Source organism: Nostoc sp., from assembly GCF_036919615.1.
GTDB lineage: Bacteria > Cyanobacteriota > Cyanobacteriia > Cyanobacteriales > Nostocaceae > Nostoc.
In genome coordinates this window covers 230,485-250,939 of the sequence record NZ_JBALCN010000097.1, presented here as the reverse complement: position 1 = coordinate 250,939, position 20,455 = coordinate 230,485, and the positions used below count along the sequence as shown (strand labels likewise).

Annotated in this window: 17 protein-coding genes and 2 pseudogenes; 6 read left to right on the top strand and 13 right to left on the bottom strand. The window is 42.5% G+C overall.

Going from position 1 to position 20,455, the window contains the following annotated elements; translation table 11 throughout:
- The first annotated feature begins 82 nt into the window (after positions 1-82).
- On the top strand, positions 83-1,282 hold the full coding sequence (locus V7K48_RS29595; RefSeq protein WP_335078080.1) for an ISAzo13 family transposase: 1,200 nt from the start codon (positions 83-85) through the stop codon (positions 1,280-1,282).
- Here the strand turns inward: V7K48_RS29595 and V7K48_RS29590 are convergent, their stop codons facing one another.
- From V7K48_RS29590 to V7K48_RS29575, 4 genes are all read right to left on the bottom strand, one after another.
- Positions 1,283-1,885 carry a hypothetical protein gene (locus tag V7K48_RS29590; protein WP_335078017.1) on the bottom strand — a complete coding sequence of 201 codons (603 nt, stop codon included), beginning with the start codon at positions 1,883-1,885 and terminating at the stop codon, positions 1,283-1,285.
- Positions 1,886-1,932: 47 nt separating this feature from the next.
- Complete coding sequence (locus V7K48_RS29585) at positions 1,933-2,709, bottom strand: class I SAM-dependent methyltransferase (RefSeq protein ID WP_335078015.1); 777 nt, start codon at positions 2,707-2,709, stop codon at positions 1,933-1,935.
- Between the two features lie 450 nt (positions 2,710-3,159).
- Positions 3,160-3,891: a HEPN domain-containing protein gene (locus tag V7K48_RS29580; RefSeq protein ID WP_335078013.1), complete on the bottom strand. Its 732-nt coding sequence runs from the start codon at positions 3,889-3,891 to the stop codon at positions 3,160-3,162.
- Positions 3,875-4,936, bottom strand: a complete 1,062-nt coding sequence (locus tag V7K48_RS29575) for a ParA family protein (protein ID WP_335078011.1) — start codon at positions 4,934-4,936, stop codon at positions 3,875-3,877. Before V7K48_RS29575 ends, V7K48_RS29580 begins: the two co-directional genes overlap by 17 nt.
- Before the next feature lie 145 nt (positions 4,937-5,081).
- Between V7K48_RS29575 and V7K48_RS29570 the strand changes: the two are divergent.
- A pseudogene (locus V7K48_RS29570) lies at positions 5,082-5,312 on the top strand (type II toxin-antitoxin system HicB family antitoxin).
- Between the two features lie 41 nt (positions 5,313-5,353).
- Here V7K48_RS29570 and V7K48_RS29565 read toward each other — a convergent pair.
- From V7K48_RS29565 to V7K48_RS29550, 4 genes are all read right to left on the bottom strand, one after another.
- A complete protein-coding gene (locus V7K48_RS29565) occupies positions 5,354-5,971 on the bottom strand; it encodes a Uma2 family endonuclease (protein ID WP_335078009.1) in 618 nt (205 codons plus the stop codon).
- 142 nt (positions 5,972-6,113) lie between these two features.
- Positions 6,114-7,916, bottom strand: a complete 1,803-nt coding sequence (locus V7K48_RS29560; protein ID WP_335078078.1) for an ABC transporter ATP-binding protein — start codon at positions 7,914-7,916, stop codon at positions 6,114-6,116.
- Positions 7,917-8,159: 243 nt separating this feature from the next.
- Complete coding sequence (locus V7K48_RS29555) at positions 8,160-9,290, bottom strand: aldo/keto reductase (RefSeq protein ID WP_335078007.1); 1,131 nt, start codon at positions 9,288-9,290, stop codon at positions 8,160-8,162.
- Between the two features lie 99 nt (positions 9,291-9,389).
- Complete coding sequence (locus V7K48_RS29550; RefSeq protein ID WP_334979556.1) at positions 9,390-9,887, bottom strand: bifunctional nuclease family protein; 498 nt, start codon at positions 9,885-9,887, stop codon at positions 9,390-9,392.
- Positions 9,888-10,227: 340 nt separating this feature from the next.
- Here V7K48_RS29550 and V7K48_RS29545 point away from each other — a divergent pair, with 340 nt between their 5' ends.
- On the top strand, positions 10,228-10,905 hold the full coding sequence (locus V7K48_RS29545) for a riboflavin synthase (RefSeq protein WP_335078005.1): 678 nt from the start codon (positions 10,228-10,230) through the stop codon (positions 10,903-10,905).
- Positions 10,906-10,974: 69 nt separating this feature from the next.
- Here the strand turns inward: V7K48_RS29545 and V7K48_RS29540 are convergent, their stop codons facing one another.
- Positions 10,975-12,531, bottom strand: coding sequence for a peptidoglycan DD-metalloendopeptidase family protein (locus tag V7K48_RS29540; RefSeq protein WP_335078003.1), 1,557 nt, complete (start codon positions 12,529-12,531; stop codon positions 10,975-10,977).
- Between the two features lie 90 nt (positions 12,532-12,621).
- Positions 12,622-13,440, bottom strand: coding sequence for a biotin--[acetyl-CoA-carboxylase] ligase (locus V7K48_RS29535; protein WP_335078001.1), 819 nt, complete (start codon positions 13,438-13,440; stop codon positions 12,622-12,624).
- Positions 13,441-13,517: 77 nt separating this feature from the next.
- On the opposite strand from V7K48_RS29535, the gene pgeF reads away from it, so the two are divergent.
- The 3 genes and pseudogenes from pgeF (at position 13,518) to V7K48_RS29515 (ending at position 15,573) form a co-directional block, all read left to right on the top strand.
- Positions 13,518-14,309: a peptidoglycan editing factor PgeF gene (pgeF, locus tag V7K48_RS29530; RefSeq protein WP_335077999.1), complete on the top strand. Its 792-nt coding sequence runs from the start codon at positions 13,518-13,520 to the stop codon at positions 14,307-14,309.
- Between the two features lie 198 nt (positions 14,310-14,507).
- Positions 14,508-15,085: pseudogene (locus tag V7K48_RS35235) on the top strand (IS110 family transposase); the annotation flags it as partial.
- Between the two features lie 83 nt (positions 15,086-15,168).
- Positions 15,169-15,573 carry a transposase gene (locus tag V7K48_RS29515; protein ID WP_335077993.1) on the top strand — a complete coding sequence of 135 codons (405 nt, stop codon included), beginning with the start codon at positions 15,169-15,171 and terminating at the stop codon, positions 15,571-15,573.
- A 524-nt stretch (positions 15,574-16,097) separates the two neighbouring features.
- Here V7K48_RS29515 and folE read toward each other — a convergent pair.
- The 3 genes from folE to ltrA all read right to left on the bottom strand — a co-directional run bounded on the left by folE (position 16,098) and on the right by ltrA (position 19,522).
- Complete coding sequence (folE, locus tag V7K48_RS29510) at positions 16,098-16,805, bottom strand: GTP cyclohydrolase I FolE (protein ID WP_335077991.1); 708 nt, start codon at positions 16,803-16,805, stop codon at positions 16,098-16,100.
- Positions 16,806-16,890: 85 nt separating this feature from the next.
- Positions 16,891-17,616, bottom strand: coding sequence for an SDR family oxidoreductase (locus V7K48_RS29505; RefSeq protein WP_335078076.1), 726 nt, complete (start codon positions 17,614-17,616; stop codon positions 16,891-16,893).
- 130 nt (positions 17,617-17,746) lie between these two features.
- Entirely contained in the window at positions 17,747-19,522 is a 1,776-nt protein-coding gene (ltrA, locus tag V7K48_RS29500) for a group II intron reverse transcriptase/maturase (protein ID WP_335077989.1), read from the bottom strand.
- Between the last annotated feature and the right edge of the window lie 933 nt (positions 19,523-20,455).

Sequence of the window (20,455 nt, the reverse complement as noted above, 5' to 3'; positions counted from 1 at the left end):
AGAACACCACAGAATGATTGATCCTATGATCAGAGAAAGATAATTTCAGTATGCAGCCTACCTCATGTCTCCAAAATCTATCATTCAACTCACCGAGAACCTAAAATCTCTTTATATCAAAACAGCCAAAAAACTCAAGGGAAGCGACCGACGACAATTCATGGCAGAAGTGGTCAAAGGTTTGGGAATAGGTGGACAGACTTTAGTAGAACGTGAGTTGGGATGGAATAGACGCACTATCCGTAAAGGGATGCAGGAGTTGGAGAGTGGTAAGCCTTTTATTGATGGTTTCGAGCCTAGTGGACGTAAGCGGGTTGAAACAAAATTACCAAACTTGTTGGAGGATATTAAATCGTTAGTAGACCCACAAAGTCAAACTGACCCCAGCTTTAAGAGTACACGCTTATATACGCGCTTTACTTCAAGTGAAGTACGTCGTCAACTAATTGAACAATTTGGTTACAGTGACAAAGAACTACCTTCATCAGAAACAATTCGAAGACGATTGAATAATTTGGGTTATACCTTAAAACGAGTTCTTAAAACCAAACCTATCAAGAAGATTCCAGAAACAGAAGCTATTTTTGAACAAGTCGAGCAAATTAATGCTGAAGCTGATAATGACCCTCATACTCTCCGTATCTCCATTGATGCGAAGGTGGCAGTCAAGATTGGAGAATTTGACCGAGGTGGTAAAACTCGAATGCCAACTACCTCATTAGACCACGACTTTCCGACCGAGACGACTCTGATTCCCTACGGCATTTTTATACCTGAGTATAACGAGTTATTTTTATTCTTCGTTTCTTCCAAATTAACTGCTGATTGTATTGTTGACTTGCTTGAAAGTTGGTGGCAAACTGTCAAACACCGATTTGCTCATATTCAAAAACTGGTAATTAATCAGGATAATGGACCGGAAAATCATTCTCGTCGCACTCAGTTTATGAAGCGGATTGTAGATTTTAGCACATCATCTCAAATGAGGTTACAACTTGCTTATTATCCGCCGTATCATAGCAAATACAACCCGATAGAACGTTGCTTCGGTTGGTTAGAACAGCATTGGAATGGTAGTTTACTTGACACCGTTGAGACCGTACTGAATTTCGCGCCAACTCTTACATTCAAAGGTAAAAATCCGGTTGTCACATTGGTAAAAAAAGTTTACTCCACAGGAGTTAAACTCACAACTTCAGCTATGGAAGAAATTGAAACACAGATTAACCGCCTCCCCAATCTCAAAAAATGGTTTGTGGAAATTTTTGCTAAACCAGCATAGCTATTGGATCATCTTTTTTGTGGAGTTCTCCAAAGAACGCTGTAACCCTATCTTGTTCTTAACATTCGTTTGGATACTGCATAAAACTGGACTTGTAGTAAAGTTGCAAGTGTAGGTTGCCAAGGGTTCTTTTTGATAATTAAATACCCGGACATTGTAACCAAAGTTCCGTGCAGCGCTACCCAAGCGATTTACAAAGTCATAGCGCTCTACATACTCTAGTAAGCTCCAAATTTGCTGATTCACGATCAAGTCTACTCGTGCAGGTTCTTTTTCAGAAACTGGATATGCTATCCAATTATCCAATAGCTTTTCCTCAGAGTTTTGTTGTGCCCACCATAAACTGGGAACAGTTAATCGCGCTGGGTTTATGGTGTTAGCTGTAATCACATAGTCTTTTGGCTTGGTCAATAAGTCTAATTCCAGAGGCGCACTAGAAGGTAAGGGTATTGCGGGGGTTTGGGCTAGTGAGGGCGAGACTAGTAAAGTGGTCAGGCTAATGGTTAGTAATAATGAAAACGATGTCTGGCGATGGCTGCACCAACGCCTGCCGGAGGATGCCCAAAGGGCTGTAGGGCGATCGCACAATTTGGGTATATGCATAACTGATACTAATTCTTAATTAAGGCATAAGTCAAAATTGGCATAATCTAAAGTTTAATGGCAATGATCCGAATTCTTCGATAATCCGCTCTCCAAGTTCCTTGTTGATACAGTGTTGGCTTCAGATATTCTTCCACGACGCGAATTATTTGTATTTGTTGCTCATGAGAAAGTCCTGTTAAAAAACTGCTGGCGAACATCTGAATCCAGTTTGCCATACCGGCTTCTGCATCTGCTAAAGGAGTTGGACGAGCAAACAAGCTACTATAGATGACATCAAAGCCTTGCTGTTCTAATAGGGTAGCGTATCCACCAATACTAGGGTAATACCAAGGATTTTCAACTTGTGCTTGAGGGATACCAATGGACTCTAAAGCGCTGTATAAGGCTTTGACGATCGCTTGTATATTTCCTTTACCACCAAATTCTGTAACAAAACGACCTCCAGGTTTTAGGGCTTGGTGTATGGAAGCGATCGCACTATCTGCTTCTTTCACCCAATGTAATACAGCATTGGAAAATACAGCATCCAATGGCTTGTCTACTTGAAAGTTCCTAGCATCAGCAACATCAAAGCGGATATGGGGATAGTTTTGTCTTGCCTTCTCGATCATCGTGGCTGCATGATCAACTCCCATTACTTCAGCCCCAGCTTGAGCAATTTTTTCTGTAAGTTGTCCAGTACCACAGCCAAGATCCAAAATGGATTCTCCTGGCTTAGGATTGAGGAATTTTAGTAAGTCCTCGCCATACTGCCAGACAAAGGCGTGTTTGTCTTGGTAAAGGGCAGTATTCCAATTATTGGGTATAGAAATATTATGCATAACTGTAAAAGTACAGATTGTTGGCTTGCCAATTTTCAACCATATGTTTGAGGTGGATGACTGGCTGATCATCACACTAAAAAATATTTTTACTTATGTCCAATATATATTTTCACCTTAACTAATATTTTAAAGATATCCAAATCAGTAAAACTTTATACCCATATTTTTGCATTAAACCGATCTAAACTGAAGTAAATCGCATCTGCCCCATTTTCCACAGCAGCTTTAGCACAATTCTAATTACCTGCTGGTGTGAGTAGTTCTGGACATTGAAGGGAAGGTTGGGAAGCGATCGCTTTTGAGCAGATTTAGGGAAGGTTAACTAGCACCATAGTAATTTTATCGAAGTTTGCGGGGAAGGGGCGATCATAGTCCTCATTTCTCCACAACGATTGCCTGCCTATATTCCTCAATAGTTAACAATATATACCATTAATCTACCCAAAGCTACAAAATTTGATGAATACTCTCTACTACCTGCTCAATAAAATCTACTGTATCACCAACCATTGATTCGTCGATATACCAGCGATTACCTATGTTGAGGGTAGGATCGATATCTGCTTCATGAGCAATTTTGTTTCTGCGATCCACAATTAAAGTAAGTTGTTGCTTAATATCTTCAGGAGGTTTATTCATTTTCCTAGCAACCTCATTCCACAATTGTTTATCCGAAATTTGCCTAATTGCATCAGCTATTTTCTCAGACTGCTGAAAGCTTTTATAACTTAAACCTTTTCTAATCTCATCTTCTAACCATGAAGTATTATTTAATCTGTTCAAAATACTATTTGATATAGCTGGAATTAAACCAGAAATAGTATGAGACTGCTGTAAAAAGTTAGCTCCATAAACCTGCTGTATGTCACTCTCTATCCAAGAGGCGATATCTATGGCTATTTTTCTATCCTCACGAGCGCTTCCCAAGGAAACTTGAAAACGGGAAAAAGCTGAAGGTGTTGGTTCAGTACGTTGTCCTCGATGAATTTCTAGCATACCCAATGTGACAACCTCATGGATATAATAATCTAAGGCACTAACAGTTAGAACTAGGGCAGCTCGTAATATGTCTGAAAGATCCAGAACAGCAGTAGCTTGAGCCTTAACGGAAGTATGAAGAGCAATCAAATCCCGAACACGCTGGATACTAATGCGAAATTGGTCAAGCGCTGACTGCATAACTGGATGAGAGTGCAATAATTTTATCTGCTAAATCAGAAAAAGTTGTTTTAAATTCCTCTTGCTTTCTTTGATTATTCTCACGTACTATACCAGTTTGTCTTAATTGTTCCGTTGTCAGCGCATAAACAGGTGTACTGTGTTCCTGTGATAGAGCAATTAAACTGTTAAAATTAGAAATTTTTGTCAGAGTACAACTACCATTTATACCCTGTTCAGTATAGACTGCTTTAGGTAATAACAGATTATTTTTATCTAGAATTGGTACTAGTTTATCAAATACTGCATCCTCAATTTTTTCTATCCATGTTTGAAATGCTGCTGTTTCTTTACCCCTAATAATTCTATAGTTCTGAACTATAATTCCTAAAAACTTCAAGTTAAATTCTGGAAATGGATAAGTAGCTTCCTTTAATATAGGGCTTATGCTTGCCATCCTTGCCCAACTACACCACTTTGATAAAATTCTAGACAGAGAATCAATTGCCATAACAGAGAAAAAATCAGCCGTTGTAGGCACTAAGAAAAAGTCACTTGTCATCAGTAAGTTCTGATTGATTGCTCCTAAACTTGGACTCATATCAATCAGAATATAGTCAGCATTAAATTTATTAGCAGTTTTTTCTAAAAGATCAGAAATAGCACCTGGCAAGTTTTTGAGTGTCTGAATTGAGCCACTGAGTTCCTGCGCGATACCTAATGTTACTTCGTATTCAGCAAAACCTACATGACCAGGTAATAAAAATAAACCTTCTTGTCCTTCTATCGGAATACAATCTACAGCTTCAATAGCCCGTGGCTGTGACTCAAAAGCAGGAGCCAAGCCAGTTTTGATATTTGAATGTGTGTTGTAAATATTTTCTATTCTTGCTTCATCATCTTCAGTTTCTTCTTTGAGAGCTATTCCTGTTAGATTACATTGAGGATCAGTATCTACAAGGATAACTCTCTTACCCTTTGAAGCAAGCATCCAACCTAAGTTAAAAGTCGTTGTGGTCTTACTGACACCACCCTTGTGATTGAACAAGGCAATTTTGTGAACCATCTTATTTTGCTTTTGATACTTCTGAAATCTTTTGAATACAGGTATCATTTCAGAACCTGTATGACTTAAATATAGCTTCTAAAAAGCTTACAGAACAGCAAGTCAATCGTGTTTTGAAGCAACTAGGAGAAATAAAGGAGGAAGAATGAACGATCGCTACAGTATGGTAATTCAATGGTCAGATGAGGATAATTGCTACTTGGTACACTTACCAGAATTTCCTTGGCAGCAATTCCACACTCATGGTAAGAGTTATGAAGAAGCCGCTAAACATGGACAGGAAGTGATTGAGTCTCTGATTGAATGGTATTAAGAGCAAGGAAAAACTTTGCCAGAGCCAATTACTTTTCCTCAGAAATCGTTAAAAGTGGCTTAAATCTTTTTAAGATACTCTGCACAAGTAAAGCGATCACTACCCTACCCCAATTCCTCAACATCAGCACTTTCCCCTTCCGACTCAACAACCTCAAACTTTACCTTGTTGTATAAATCCTGTAGGGAAATCTCAAAGGGTACGGTTACAAGTGCGATCGCTTCATCTTCTTCATCATATTCACGAAGCGTCCATTGCTTTTTACCAGTTTTGGAAAATTGATCTACATGAATCCGAGTTTGGTCAATTAATAGATATTCTTGGAAAGTAGAAATTGTGCGGTAAGCCTCAAATTTATCTTCGCGATCGTAGCCTTTGGTCGATTTTGATAAAACTTCCACAATGATCTGTGGGTTGACAATTATATCCCTCCGGTTGTCGAAATACTCCGGTTCATCTGCCAAAATCATCACATCTGGATATGTGTAGGTACGCTTTTGGGCTATCCACAAACGAACATCACCCATATACACTCGGTAGCTTTGCCTTTTGAAAGCAAAATTTAAATCAGTACTTAAGTTAAGCGCTATTTGATTATGATTTATCGTCCCACCCGCCATAGGAATTATTTGCCCATTAATATATTCACTTTTGTAGTCAGCAGCTTCTTCTAGTTCTAAATATTCTTCTGGCGTGTAGTATCGCTGTTGTGTAACTTGCATAATTTTATAGAATAACAACTGCACTCAAGGAATTTCAGCAATTTATATCGAACAGTCTAACGTAGTTGGATAAGGGGCTAGGTGCTTTGACAAGGTAGGTGATCGCTATCTCAATTCACAAAGTAACTGCTAGCCCCCTTTGCTATTGATAACCAGCTGCTTGTAACTGAAACAACTTGGCATAACGTCCTCCTAGCTGTAATAATTCCTTGTGAGTTCCCTGTTCTATAACTTCACCGTTTTCTATAACTACGATTTTGTCAGCCATCCGTACCGTCGAGAAGCGATGGGAAATCAAAAGTACCATCTGATTTTGAGTAATAGCGCGAAAATGATTGAAAATCTCAAACTCAGCTTGGGCATCTATTGCCGATGTTGGTTCATCCAACACTAAGATATCTGCTTGTGATCGCATAAAAGCACGAGACAGGGCAATTTTCTGCCACTGTCCCCCAGAAAGTTCCTGTCCTTCCTTAAACCAACGACCAAGCTGAGTCTGGAAGCTTTGGGGTAATTGGTCAATAAAAGATTGGGCCATGCCTTTTTGGGCAGCAGTTTGCCAGTGAGTTTTGTTTTTGAGATGTTCTACATCACCCACGCCAATGTTCTCACCCACAGTGAACTGGTAGCGGACAAAGTTTTGAAAAATCACACCAATGCGACGCCGCAGCACATCCACATCCCATTCCTGCAAATCCAAGCCATCTAAGAAAATTCGCCCAGAGTCAGGCGTGTAGAGTCGGGTAAGTAGTTTAATTAAGGTAGTCTTTCCAGAACCGTTTTCACCTACAATTGCCAGTTTCTCTCCGGGTTTCAAATGCAGCGAAATGTTTCTCAAGGCTGGCTTGGAACTTCCTGGATAAGTAAATGATACGTTCTCAAAACGAATACCATCTTGGGAATCTAAACCAATGGTTGCCTTACCCCAAGACTTTGGTACTTCTTCTTCTAGAAAATCATAGAGATTTGATAGATATAGGTTGTCTTCATACATCCCTCCAATAGAAGTGAGGGCATTGGAGAAAGTAGATTGTCCTTGGCGAAACACAGTGAGATACATTGTCATATCTCCCAAAGAAATCTTACCTAGCACTGTTTCCAGCACAATCCAAGCATAAGCTAGGTAAAAAGCACCAGTACTGATTAAACTCAGGAGATATCCCCACAGTCCTCGCCGCAGAGTCAAATCGCGGTCTTCACCATAGAGTTGATCAAACAGATTACGGTAACGTTCTAGCAGCATCTCTCCTAGCTGGTAGAGTTTGACTTCTGTGACAAAATCTTCCCTCGCTAGGAGATTTTCTAAGTAGTTCTGTTGACGAGTTTCTGGCGCACGCCAACTAAACAAGCGAAAGCCTTCTCCAGCAAATTTCGTTTCCGCAATAAATACAGGCATAGCTGCCAAAACCAGTACCACCAACGCCCAAACTGAGAAATTTATTAGCAAAACACCGTAGGTGATCAGAGAAAGGGCACTTTGCACCAACCCAAAGGTGCGGCTTACTAGAGAAAGAGGACGAACTGATGCTTCTCGTCGGGCATTGGTCAATTTGTCATAGAATTCTGAGTCTTCAAACTGCCTAAGATCCAGTGTCAGCGCTTTTTCTAAGATAAGTACATTTACCCGCTGACCCATTAGCGCCCGCAATAACGACTGACAAATGATGATTCCCCGCTGACTGCCTGCTTGTAAAATTATAGCGATCGCTTCTAATCCTACATAAAATAGCGAGGGATAAATATTGACAAAACCATTGTGTGAGTTAACTTGAGATGCAAATACCACTGCATCAACAATTAATTTACTGATGTAGGATATCGCCGCCGGTAAAAGACCAGCGACTAAAGTTAAACTAGCCAGAAGAATAGTAAGCGATCGGCTAGTAGTCCATACTAAGCTTACAGCCCGTCCACTGTAGCGGAAAACCGTCAGTGATTGGCGCAGGACATTTCTTTTTTTTTAATTTTCATCTTTTTTTGGACGAGATACCCCAGGTGCAGCGGATCTTCCTGACTTTATTTAATCTTTATTAATTTTACATTTTTATGGGCTGTGATGCTGTGATAGGCGCAAAACATAAAAAGAGAGAGGCTTTAAAATCTTACCCTCCAAGGCTACAAGCGTTAGAGTTGGGGGTTAGGTCTGTATTCCATCCAATTAAGAATCGCTATAGAAATCAGAAGAGTGTCAATCCCATAATCTCCTACCTGCTTTCCCACTTAATTTTTGGTGAGTATCTTCCAATAAAGCTGGAATATTTAACTTTTCTGGACACCGAGGCAAACAGTCACCACATTCTGTACAGCGGTTGGCTTTCATTCCAGGGAACCAGTGACCAGCATTTTCAAACATTCCGTAACGATATTGTCCATAATCTTTCATGTCGTATGCTACGGCAAGATTACGTAACCGCAACACCTCAGGAATATTGATATTTTCTGGACAGGGTAAACAAGCATAACACTGGCTACACTTCTCAGTTTGCAAAGCAACTTTTTGGTGATTTTCTAATTTCTGTAAAGCAGAAATTTCTGCTGATGTTAACTCTCCATCATAGTCAGCTATTCGCAAAGGTTGCCTTAATTCATCTGGGTTTGCTGGCCCTATACTTAAAGTAGTAATACGGTTATCTGCAAGTAAAAAACGATAACTTAGCTCTAAGGGTGAATACGGCTGACACAGGTCTGTTAAGGTTTGGGGTGGCGTATAGAGGCGTCCTCCCTTGTCAGCAGGAGAAATTATAAAAATGCCCATGTCCTTTTCGGCAGCTAGCTGAATCGCTGGTGCGTGCCGTTGGAAAAAATAGTAATAATGCAGATAGACAAATTCAAAAAAATCTGTATTGATTGCTGCCTGAATTAGCTCTAATGGCCCGTGGGTGGAAAAACCAACGTGTCGGACTCGACCATCAGCAACAGCTTCCTCTACGGCTTGCATACAGCCATTTTTGGCTTGCACCCACTCCAAATGTTGCCAAGTGTTCAAGCCATGAACACCTAAGCAATCTAAATAATCTAGCTGTAATCGTTCTAAGGATTCATCGATATACCGACGCATGGAGTCAGCATCTGCTGTGGCTGAGATTTTGGTAGTGACGTGAAGCCTCGTTCGGGGTACTGACAACCCAGCTTTTAGCGCCCTACCAAGATACTCCTCACTTTTGCCGTAACCTTTGGCGGTTTCTAGATGATTAATTCCTAGCGCTAAGGCTTGTTCGATAGTCTGGTGAGCATTTTCAAAAGAAGCCAGGTAGCGCATTGTTCCCAGAGAAAAAACCGAGAGGCGCAGATTCGTTTTCCCAAAACGTCGGTATTGCATCTTTAACAAAGTTAGGAGCCATTCAATTTTAGATTTTAGATTTTAGATTTTAGATTTTTCCTTCAATCTAAAATCCAAAATTCAAAATCTAAAATTGGCCTAGCTGTCGCCATTACCAAAGCGCTTGATCAAATCTTCAGGACGGAGATTGGAAATAAATTCACGGAAGGCTTGCTGTTCGGCTTCATCTGCATCGCGATCAACAGGGATAGAAGCATCGGCAATAACTTCTTCCATTACCCATATAGGGGTATTTGTACGGAGGGCAATGGCGATCGCATCACTAGGACGCGCATCAATTTCTTTTTTGACCTCACCTTGCTGGACGATTAAAGCTGCATAAAATGTATCCTTTTGCAGTGAATGAATGATCACCTTTTCTAGAGTCATATTCCAAGTCTCTAGAAGATTCACAATCAGGTCGTGGGTTAAAGGTCTGGGAGGCTTTTGATTCTCCAGTGCGCCCATAATTGCTTTAGCCTGTTCCTGACCAATGTAAATTGGCAAAGCCCGCCGATCTGAAGAATCTTTCAAAAGTACGATCGGGCTGCGGGTTATGGCATCTAATGCTATGCCAGCGACTTTCATTTCAATCATTGGCTAAGCCTCTACAATCCTTTGAGAGCCTTGGATGCTGTGTAACAAATAGTACCCCTTTTTGGGCGGTTTGGTGAGAGTAATAAACATAAGCATTTGTTCTCTATAATTGCTTCTATTAAACTCCGAACTTGTGGTGAAAACCAGAGTAAGTCAAATTGGTCTTCTTAGACAATAACCTTCTTACCCAAGTATGCCTTGTGAAGGATGCTAATGTGTTAATATTCCTATACGAGAAAAAGTCAGAAAATATACTTGGATGCTCGAGATTTCTGTGACAATTACCAATTGATTTCAACCAAAATTAGGCCATAAATAGAGTTAGTTTGACAAAAAAGCCGTGTTTACAGGATTAATCCAGGCATTAGGAACGATGGAACCCTTAGGGGGTGATTCTTGGCAAATTACTTGTGTAAGCCAACCGGGTGAAGTAATTATGCAAGATTTGACTTATGGTGACAGTGTTGCAGTAGATGGCGTTTGCCTGACAGTAGAAAAAGTTTTAAACGACGGGTTTATCGCCACGGCTTCACCGGAAACGCTACGCCGCACCACGTTAGGAGGTGAGCAAACGCAACAGAAATATGTCAATTTAGAAGCGTCGCTAAGGGTGGGCAGCAAAGTTGGCGGTCATTTTGTGATGGGTCATGTAGACGGCATAGGTCGATTGCTAGTGGCAGAACAAACAGCTAGTTCTTGGGAAATGACCTTTACTGCATCCGATGCGATCGCCCGGTACATTGTCCCCAAAGGTAGTATTGCCGTTAATGGCATCAGCCTCACAGTAGCCGCATATGAGCCAGAATCCCAATTCAAAGTGGCGGTAATTCCCCTCACCTATGCCGAGACAAATCTTCGCTATTTGGTTCCTGGCAGTTTGGTAAATCTAGAAGGGGATATTTTCGGCAAATACGTGGAAAAATTCCTTTACTCTGGCAACCCACGCACCACAGCCCCTGATGACAGTAGTATAGATGGCATTACACCCGCATTCTTAGCAGAACACGGGTATCTCTGAATTTTAGATTTTAGATTTTGGATTTTAGATTAATTTAAAATTTAAAATCCAAAATCCAAGATTCCCAATCTAGCTGCCTGGTTGCTGGCTTACCTGAGCTGTTTGTAAGCCTCGCACTAACTGGCTGAGGGCGGACTGTAATTGCACACCTGGGTCAGTAGCAACCCACCCATCCGGTGTGAGATGACGGACTTCAAAGTGCAGGTGAGGACCTGTGGAGTTCCCAGTGCTGCCAACTAGCCCGATGACAGTTCCAGGTTGTACCCACTGACCAGGTTGAACAAGGATTTCTGACATGTGACCGTAGAGAGTTTGTTCAGCAGATTTGTGATTCAGGATAACGGTTAAACCATAACCACCCACCCAGTTAGCAGTTTCCACTTGACCAGCAGCAGCTGCCAAAACTGGGGTTCCCGTAGGTGCACCCAAGTCTGTACCAGCATGGAAGCGTTGATTACCTGTGATTGGATGAATTCGCCAACCAAACAACGAGGTAATGGGAGCGGGAATAGACAGTGGATACATCATTCCCGTACCACTATAGGCGACTGCTCCAGTGTAGGGGATTTGCGGCAATACTGATGCCAATGAGAAATCGTAAGCTACGTTGCTGGGGCGGGGTGCAATGTTGCCATCTGCCATTGGTGGAGGTAAAGTCCCGCCACTGGGCGTGATGGGAGTTGCACTCACTGTTGTGGGGCTGAACTCGCCGGGATTCGGGATAAACCGATTCGGGCGAAATGCGCTCTTGGTGACACCACTAGAACCACTTTCAGTAGGACGCCATCTGCTGGTGTTGCCAGTAGTTGCAATCTGCCGCACGGGTGGAACTACTGGTAATTGTGCATTTTGACTTCTTCTGAGCCAATTAGGTGCTGGTTTACCATTTGAATCAGCTACACTCCTTTGGGGTACTTTGGCACAAACGCCGCCTAATACGCTTTGCCCTGACGGCAAGATGGCTCGACAACCACTGGAGCGTTCTGTGAGAATTACGGAATTTGGTGCTTGATAAATACCTGTAGCACCACTGTCATAACTATTAGGATCAATATAGGCGTTATTATAATCCTTGGTTTTCCCCGCCGTTGCACTGACAGTGCTGTTCGAGTTATTTGCTGGTTGAGCAACTTCTGGAGGTTTTTCAGGTAAAGAGCGGGCAGGGGTATTGGGTTTTTCCGGTCTCACCCTTACAGGAGCAACCTGGGAGGCTTCTACTTTGGGCTTTGACTGTCTGATAATCACAACAGCTTGGGCAGCTTCGATTTTAGGTGTAGATTGCCTAACTGGCTCTTTTGATTGAGCAACCTTTGGCTTATGTAATCTCTGGCTGAGTCTGGCTCGTCGTTGGGAAAATTCCGGTTGCACTTGAGCAGCTTCCGGTGCTACAGCCTGTTTTTTAACTGGATTTGTAACTGCTGTTGGTTGGGAACTTTCAACAGTCGGAACGATGTTGTCTATTTGTGCTTCCGTTTGGGCAAACACAAAGCCGCCGCTAAGGAGGCTGACGCTACTCAGCCAACAGAGGCTCTGAGCTGGTAGCGTTGAGGCAAACCGTTTTTTCGTCAGACCTTGCTGCCATAAGTAATGCAAACGATGAGGGGCAGAATTATTGCGCTGCGTCATTTGTTCTCTCAGTTGTGTGTAATTAGCCTAAAGAGATGATGCTAGTGGTTTGTCTTGCCCAAAGAGGGAAATTTTAAACAAACCTCAAATTTAAACGGAAGATTTATGGTACCCCAAACTGATTGTACCGGGTTCAATATAAATTTCCGGTGTAATTAGTTCCTTTGTATCATCTGTTTCCAAATCAACTCGTAAATTTCCTTGAAGAGTCACCCCAACCACTGTACCTGAAAGATTATTGATGTATACGCGATCGCCCATGTTTGTAAGCAAATCTAGATAGCCAGACAAGAGTACCTTTACTCCTTCTTGACAAAGGCACTCCATACCGGATTCTATTCCCAGTAAGACTTTAGAGGTTAGCATTTCCAGACAAGAAATTGGTTTGAAATCTTGGGAAGCTTGCCACGATTCCAGATTGATTCCAGTTTCTGGTACTGGGTTTGTCCAATTAATCCCAACACCTATTACTGCTTGGGTGATTTGTCCTTGGTTTACTTTGGTTTCTGTCAAAATGCCGCCTAGTTTGCGACTATTTAAAACTAAATCATTGGGCCATTTTATCCCAACATCTACACCGCACTGACGCAATTGAGACGCAATTCCCCAAGCAGTAGCGAAAGTTAGCTGGTAGCTGTCAGTAGCCTCTATTTTGTGGTTGAAAGAAATCGCCACGGAAATATATAATCCCCCAACCGGAGAAATCCACTGGCGTCCCCATTGTCCCCGCCCAGCAGATTGCACAGTTGCGATTACTACTGTTCCTGAGATAGCCCCTTGGTTGAGTAAGTTCCAGAGGGTTTGGTTAGTTGAGGAGACACTTTCAAAAAAGTGGAGAGAAAATGGTAAATATGTATACTTACGCCCTGCTTTCAAGGCTGCTTCCAAGTTTTGCAGATTAAATCCCACAGCAGTTAACCCAAATTCCGTTGTTCAAGTTAGCATTGATTGGCTGATGAGTGATTTCTGTTTAGGTTTGGTTGAAGATGCACACTTGGCACTGGCACAATTGGGAAGGACTGCCCTATCTAACTTGTAGTATTCTGGAACGTTGGGATCACGGCTTCTTTACCCAGCATTTTTGGCCGCGATCGCCACAAGTTATCACAGAAGTATTGCAACCTGAGGCATCAGTCTATCGCTTAAAGCAGGTACATGGCAATACTGTTCTCACCCCCCAAGAAGTTGAAAGCTTCTTAAGCACTGTTGGGGAGGATTTAGTATCGGCGGATGGTTTAATTAGTGAACAGCCTCTACAAGCTGTTTGGGTAGCTAGTGCAGATTGTACACCCGTGCTGATTGGGGATGTGCAAACTGGACGGGTGGCAGCATTACACGCAGGCTGGCGGGGGACTGCCAAGAAGATTGTGCCCCTAGCGATCGCTCGACTACAATCTCAAGGCAGCAAACTCGATGATTTACGCATTGCGATGGGCCCGGCGATCGCTGGTGAGGTTTACCAAGTCTCTATCGAAGTGGCTGCTGAAATCGGAGCTAGTATTATACCACATGAAGACGAACAAAAAATTATAATTGCATTACATGAGCTACCAAATTCACCCTTACTAGAAGATCCCAATCCGCGAAAGGTACGGCTGGATGTCCGGCGAGTGAATACCTTACAACTGGAAAACATGGGAATTAATGCAGAACAAATTGCGATCGCACCTTACTGTACTTTCCAAACTCCAGAGCATTTCTTTTCTTACCGCCGAGAGAAAGAAAAAAAAGTTCAATGGTCAGGGATTGTCAGTGGGAAAAGGCAAAACTGGTTTTAAACTTTAGCATCAATATGTTAGAAAATAATCGCGCAATTGCTTGCTATACAAAAGCTCTAGAATTCAGAAAAGGCAAAAGTTTTTAGAGAGTAACAGAAGCTGTTTACGGACGCTATCGCTTCCGTTATGGATGGAAGAAACAAAATTAAGAAGCACCGAAAAAAATTACACTTTTATTATGTCCTGACAGTTAAGACCGTGTATGCTCTAGCTGATTGGTTGGCTGAATGTGGCGTGAAAACTGTAGCAATGGAATCAACGGGGGTGTATTGGATTGCATTGTTTCAAATCTTGGAGACAAGGGGCTTTGAAGTTAAACTTGTCAACGCCCATCACGTTAAAACATTGCCTGGACGTAAAACAGATGTTTTAGATTGCCAATGGTTGCAACAGTTGCATAGTTATGGATTATTGTCTGGTTCTTTTCGCCCGGAAGACCAGATTTGTGTATTGCAAAGTTATATCCGCCACCGGGATAGTCTCCATCAAAAGTGCTTGTATTCACATTCAACGGATGCACTCATGTTTTAACCCAGATGAACGTGCAACTGCATAAAGTAGTCAGCGATATCACTGGTATTACTGGCATGGCAATTATTCGAGCAATCACCGCTGGAGAAACAGACCCACAAATTTTGGCAGCTAAAAAGCATTACCGCGCTAAACGCTCGGAAGCAGAAATTGCCGCCGCGTTGAATGGAGATTATCGCAGTGAGCATATCTTTGTACTCCAACAAGAACTACATCTGTACGATGTTTATCAAACTCAGATAAGCTAATCGGCATTCAAATTGCATAATCAGGGCGCTCATGTTGCCTACCCCACAAGATATTGAGAAAATTTTAATATGCAAATTAGATGTGTTCTAGCTTAGCAGCTTGCGATCGCCAAATACAGGAGTGCTTGGCTCAATTTAGCAACAGAGTTAATTTGAATGAATCTCCGCTTCCACAACTAAAGCACCCCCGCCATAAACCCCAAGGCAATCAACCTGCTTTTGATTTACGTACCCATTTTTACCGAATTAGTGGTGTGGACTTCAGGGCCATTGATGGTCTTGGTATCCTAACAGTGCAAACCATTATTTCGGAGGTCGGTTTAGATCCTACCCGATTCCCAACTGTTAAACACTTTACTTCTTGGCTTGGTCTTTGCCCTTGCAATCGCATTACTAGTGGTAAAATTAAAATTTCTAAAACTCGCCTTGTTGTCAACCCGGCTACCAATGCTTTCCGAATGGCAACAAACAACAGGCAAGAGTAATTCTGCCGAGTCGTGCTTTTTACCGTCGTTTACGTTCTCGCCTGGGTACACCCAAAGCGATCACTGCTACTGCTCATAAGTTAGCACGAATTTTCTACCGACTTTGGATATCTGGAGGTGACTATCAAGATCCTAGCATGGATTATTATGAACAACGTTACCAAGAACGAGTCGTCAATAACCTCCAGAAAAAAGCTCTAGCTTTAGGTTTTGAGCTTGTTCCCCAGCCCGAAGCAAATACGGTTTCTTAGGAGAGGGATGAAATATACAGATAAATCAAAATGATAATCGGTCTTTGGCGCTAACCCAAGCGGATTGTAGCTGATGTTGGTTTTTACAGCCTCTAATCGGCCGTTCCCATGCAGAGCATGGGAACGAGAGAACAATGAGAAATCGAGCTTTTTTCGACTTGTGTATACACCGTAGCTCCGAGTCGGAGAGAGACGGTTTTGCGTAGTAAAACCTCTTAAAGGTTTTTTGATTCAGCTAATTAGGCGCACACTATATGAGCCGTCGAACTCATGTTAAAAGAACGCCGCTTGGTGGCGAATCAAGTTAAAAAATTCTTCGCGAGTTTTGTGCTCCTCTTGAAATACACCAACCATTGCGCTGGTAACAGTCCAAGAACCTGGTTTCTGGACGCCCCGCATAACCATACACATATGGCTAGCTTCCATCACTACGGCGACGCCTTGAGGTTCTAGAATCGTCTGAATTGCTTCGGCAATTTGGCGGGTTAACCTTTCCTGTACTTGCAAGCGGCGAGAATACATCTCAACAATGCGGGCCAGCTTACTCAATCCCACAACTTTTTGGTTTGGGATATAAGCAACATGTGCTCTACCCATAAATGGCAGCATATGATGTTCGCATAGACTAAAGAAATTAATATCTCTAACTAGTACCATCTCGCTATGCCCTTCATCAAAGATGGCATCATTAAGGAGTTCTTCAAGGGATTGGTTGTAGCCACTGGTAAGAAACCGCATTGCCTCGGCCACTCGCTTGGGTGTTTTGAGGAGTCCTTCGCGTTCGGGGTTTTCCCCAACTCCCAATATTAGTGTCCGCACGGCGTCCTTCATTTCCTCCATCTGTTCCTCTGTTGGCGGGAATACATCCGCTTGTCGCCCATTATGGGTATTGCGATCCGGTCTAGGAGTTATGGCTTCTGCCAAGTCGGGAATCAGAGGTGATTGAGAGCAATTGGAACCGTTGGAACTAGCAATAGTCATGATTAAGTCTTGGTTATGGTTTGATTTAGTTAGGAGTTATGAGTTATGAGTTAAAAATTCTAATTCCTAACTTCTAACTTCGCAATTAGAGTGCGCCAGCACTGGGCATTAGAGTCAATTCATCAATAACTGCCTGTTGTGGTAACAAGACTGTGTGGAGAATTGACTGAGCTACTATTTCCGGGGTTAACATTTTGGAACGGTCTAGGTTGGCATGGACTGTTTCTGTGTCCCAAAGTTCGGTATTGACTGCACCAGGACAAATAGCTGTGACACGAATGCCGTGGGTGCGTTCTTCCTGTGCCAGGGTTTGAGAGAGGGCGATCAAACCAGCTTTGCTGACGCTGTATGCTCCCCAATTGGGAAACGGTTGCTTGGCGGCAATTGAGGTGATGTTGATAATTGTGCCTGTGCCCCGATCGCGCATTGAAGGTAAAATCCCCACGATGCACTGAAACACGCTGGTAAGATTCAAATCAATTACCTGCTGCCAGTCCTCTACAGGGGTTTCGCTCAAAGTAGCTGTATAGGCTATGCCAGCACTGTTTACCAAAATGTCTATATCACCAAAGTCAAGGGCGATCGCTTGGATCTTTTCTTTGACTTCAAACAGCCGTGCTAAATCTACAGCGTAAGTTTTCGCTTCCACCCCACTATGCTGTAGAGCTTCTTTTACCACCTCTAATTTATCCAAAGAACGGCTGACTAAAGCCACATCTATTCCCGCTTTTGCAAAGGCTAAAGCCGTTGCTTTCCCAATTCCACTACTAGCCCCAGTAATCAGGGCGCGTCGTTTTTGCTCAACACTCATGGTGTCTCCCAATTTTTTGGCAGTTCCCAAAGTCCAATTAAACTCAATGAGGTTGTCACCAACCCCGTTGGTCTTCAAAACCGTGCGTGAGGCTTTTACCTCACACGGCTCCTCAATGACTTGGTGCTTGTCACGCATACCTCATTACCCATTTTTCCTCGACTTTTTCAAGTTTTCTGGTGGGCTTAGGCTCGGCACTATTACAGCCAGATTTTGTGCCAGGACTGCCATCTAAGGCTGTCTTTGTATCGTGGCAATGTCTGTGTAGAAGTTGCAAATTATCGTAAATATCCTTACCACCTTGCGATTTGGGGATTTTATGATCAACTTCTAGCACATCGTTTTCACGGAAGAACAAATCACAGTGAGTACATTTCCCTTTTTGCTTTTTCAGGAGTTTTGAAATTCTACTTGGCATTTCTGGGTTATTACCCATTCTTGTACTCCAATAAACCAGATTACCGTCGTATGGTGACGATTCGCCTTTAACTCTCACATGACGCACTATTGGCGTGTCGGCATGGTTTAGTAACCGAAGTGGGGTTAAACCTTCCTTCCTGGTTGCGAATACCCAGTTATCACCGCCTATGGACTGCCAATACCTTTTTGACACCCATTTCCAGTACTTTTTGGAGTGGCAGCGTTTTGCCCAAGCGTTTAACTTTTGGTATATGAGGTTGTCAATATCTGAGTAATTTTTCTTACTTACTACAGTCGCGTAGTAGTTTGCCCATCCCCTAATAATTGGGTTTAGATGGCTGATTAGCGCCGCTTGCGGTGCTGACTTATGGGCTTCAATAATACTGGCGATTTGGTCGTAATGTACCTTCTGTTTCTGCTTGCTTGGGGTGATGATTGTTTTAAAACCTTGCTTCAAGTGATACTTTCTTACTGGAAATTGTTGTATCTTAAAACCAAGAAAGTCAAACCCTGGTTTTTCTTGCTCATATTGGTTGAGGGTGTGAGTAAGTCTCGTTTTACTGGGCTTTAATTCCAAACCCATGCCATTTAGCCATTCAGAGATAATCTCTTTACATCTTTGGACTATGGTTATGTTTTCGTAGAGAATCACGAAGTCGTCGGCATAACGAATTAAACTTAGGCGACTGCGGTTATCCCGCTTACTTCCTTTCAGCGTTTCTGCAAATTGCTTAATCCGTTCTTCCATCCCATGTAGGGCTATATTTGCCAGTAACGGGGAAATGACCCCGCCCTGTGGCGTACCCTCAGATGTTGGAAACAACTGCTTGCCGTCCATCACCCCCGCTTTTAACCAAGCTCGAACTTGTCGGCGAATGGTGGGGGATGTATTTAATTTTCTTAGCAGTGCTTTTTGGTCGATGCGGTCAAAACATTTTGATATGTCGGCATCAAGTACAAATTTTGGTTTGAGCTTGATTGCATTAAATATTGCATCTACCGCATCATGGCATGAGCGTCCGATTCTGAACCCGTATGAGTTAGGCTCAAATCGTGCTTCCCATTCTGGCTCTAGTGTCAGTTTGACAAGCGCTTGCAAGGCTCGGTCTTTCATTGTAGGTATGCCTAAAGGTCGCTTCTCTTCCGTTCCGGGCTTAGGAATCCATACCCGCCTAGTTGGGCTAACCTTTGTCCCCAGGTTTAATTTTTGAGTCAGTTCTAGACGTTGCTTTGGAGTCAGCGATTTAACACCATCTACGCCAGCCGTCTTTTTCCCTTGGTTATCCTGGGTAACTCTACGAACCGCTAAAGCTCTTGCTGACCATGACTTCATCAACGTCTTTTGGAGTCTGCGATATGCTTTTACATCACCACGGGCAGAGGCTTGATAAATTCTCTTTTGGAGCTTATACACATTACGCTCTAGCTTACGCCAGTTTATTTTGTGCCATTCCACCATCAGTTTTTGAGACTGTGTATTAGACATATATACTCACTACTTGAGACTTTATCATCCAAATCACCGTAAATCTGTCAGCATATTCTGGGTATTACCCCAGACGTTCGCTTCTGACCCCAGACGTTCGCTTCTGATTTAATCTCCCCTACTCGCTGCATACGGTTAGCACCTACTCAGGTATTTGACTACCTGAGAGCATACGAAAGGTTATATCGTTCCGAATGACCATACTATGTACCTTTAGAGTGATGCTTTTCGCCGGGTTTATGGGATGTGCTTATTGGTCAATGGCAAACTTGCCAACTCCGTATCCTTTGCCTTTTAGCTCCAGCGCATTAAGCCTTATTTCGCTGGTTAACGGTTACGACGATTAAATAGCATCTTCAAGCCGTGGCTTTACTCATGGGTACTTTGCTTGATGCTTACCAACTTAGGCTGTCAGTAATAGCACCTTTTCACCCCGCTTCAGGCTTTGATGGCTAGTCTCAAACCTGGGGGTGATACTTTCACCGTTGCACCTACGGGGTAGGATTTGAGGTTTCTAGGATACTTACTCTCACCTACATGGTCATTCAGTTATCAAGGTGCAGCCTCTCCCTTTTTGGGAGAAGGTTCTGTACCTTGCGGCTAATCCTCAAAACCCTTATGGATTTTTAGTTTCTAGGCAACGATTCGCACTTACCACCCCATTATTCACACTTCTCGGTTTGGATATATTAAAGGAATCTAAAAATCTGATGAATTCCATTAAACAACTGCTATAATGCTGTTCAATAGTCGTGTATCTTGTGAGTTTTACCAGTGAAGACAACAAATCCCCGTCTGGAAAACCACGCCGTCCACTCAAATTAGATTACTTAATAATACAAAACCTACCCAATCAAATTGAGTAAATTTGTAAATATGCAAATGCCTATGGCTAGATTGTTAAAAATCTTTAAGCACATAGGCAATTATAGC

What these genes read in the sequence shown, in the direction of transcription:
- V7K48_RS29590 (WP_335078017.1), bottom strand. Translation starts at nt 1,885, where the DNA reads ATGCATATACCCAAATTGTGCGATCGCCCTACAGCCCTTTGGGCATCC.
- V7K48_RS29585 (WP_335078015.1), bottom strand. Translation starts at nt 2,709, where the DNA reads ATGCATAATATTTCTATACCCAATAATTGGAATACTGCCCTTTACCAA.
- V7K48_RS29580 (WP_335078013.1), bottom strand. Translation starts at nt 3,891, where the DNA reads ATGCAGTCAGCGCTTGACCAATTTCGCATTAGTATCCAGCGTGTTCGG.
- V7K48_RS29575 (WP_335078011.1), bottom strand. Translation starts at nt 4,936, where the DNA reads ATGGTTCACAAAATTGCCTTGTTCAATCACAAGGGTGGTGTCAGTAAG.
- V7K48_RS29565 (WP_335078009.1), bottom strand. Translation starts at nt 5,971, where the DNA reads ATGCAAGTTACACAACAGCGATACTACACGCCAGAAGAATATTTAGAA.
- V7K48_RS29555 (WP_335078007.1), bottom strand. Translation starts at nt 9,290, where the DNA reads ATGCAATACCGACGTTTTGGGAAAACGAATCTGCGCCTCTCGGTTTTT.
- V7K48_RS29550 (WP_334979556.1), bottom strand. Translation starts at nt 9,887, where the DNA reads ATGATTGAAATGAAAGTCGCTGGCATAGCATTAGATGCCATAACCCGC.
- V7K48_RS29540 (WP_335078003.1), bottom strand. Translation starts at nt 12,531, where the DNA reads ATGACGCAGCGCAATAATTCTGCCCCTCATCGTTTGCATTACTTATGG.
- pgeF (WP_335077999.1), top strand. Translation starts at nt 13,518, where the DNA reads ATGCACACTTGGCACTGGCACAATTGGGAAGGACTGCCCTATCTAACT.
- V7K48_RS29515 (WP_335077993.1), top strand. Translation starts at nt 15,169, where the DNA reads ATGTGTTCTAGCTTAGCAGCTTGCGATCGCCAAATACAGGAGTGCTTG.
- folE (WP_335077991.1), bottom strand. Translation starts at nt 16,805, where the DNA reads ATGACTATTGCTAGTTCCAACGGTTCCAATTGCTCTCAATCACCTCTG.
- V7K48_RS29505 (WP_335078076.1), bottom strand. Translation starts at nt 17,616, where the DNA reads ATGAGTGTTGAGCAAAAACGACGCGCCCTGATTACTGGGGCTAGTAGT.
- ltrA (WP_335077989.1), bottom strand. Translation starts at nt 19,522, where the DNA reads ATGTCTAATACACAGTCTCAAAAACTGATGGTGGAATGGCACAAAATA.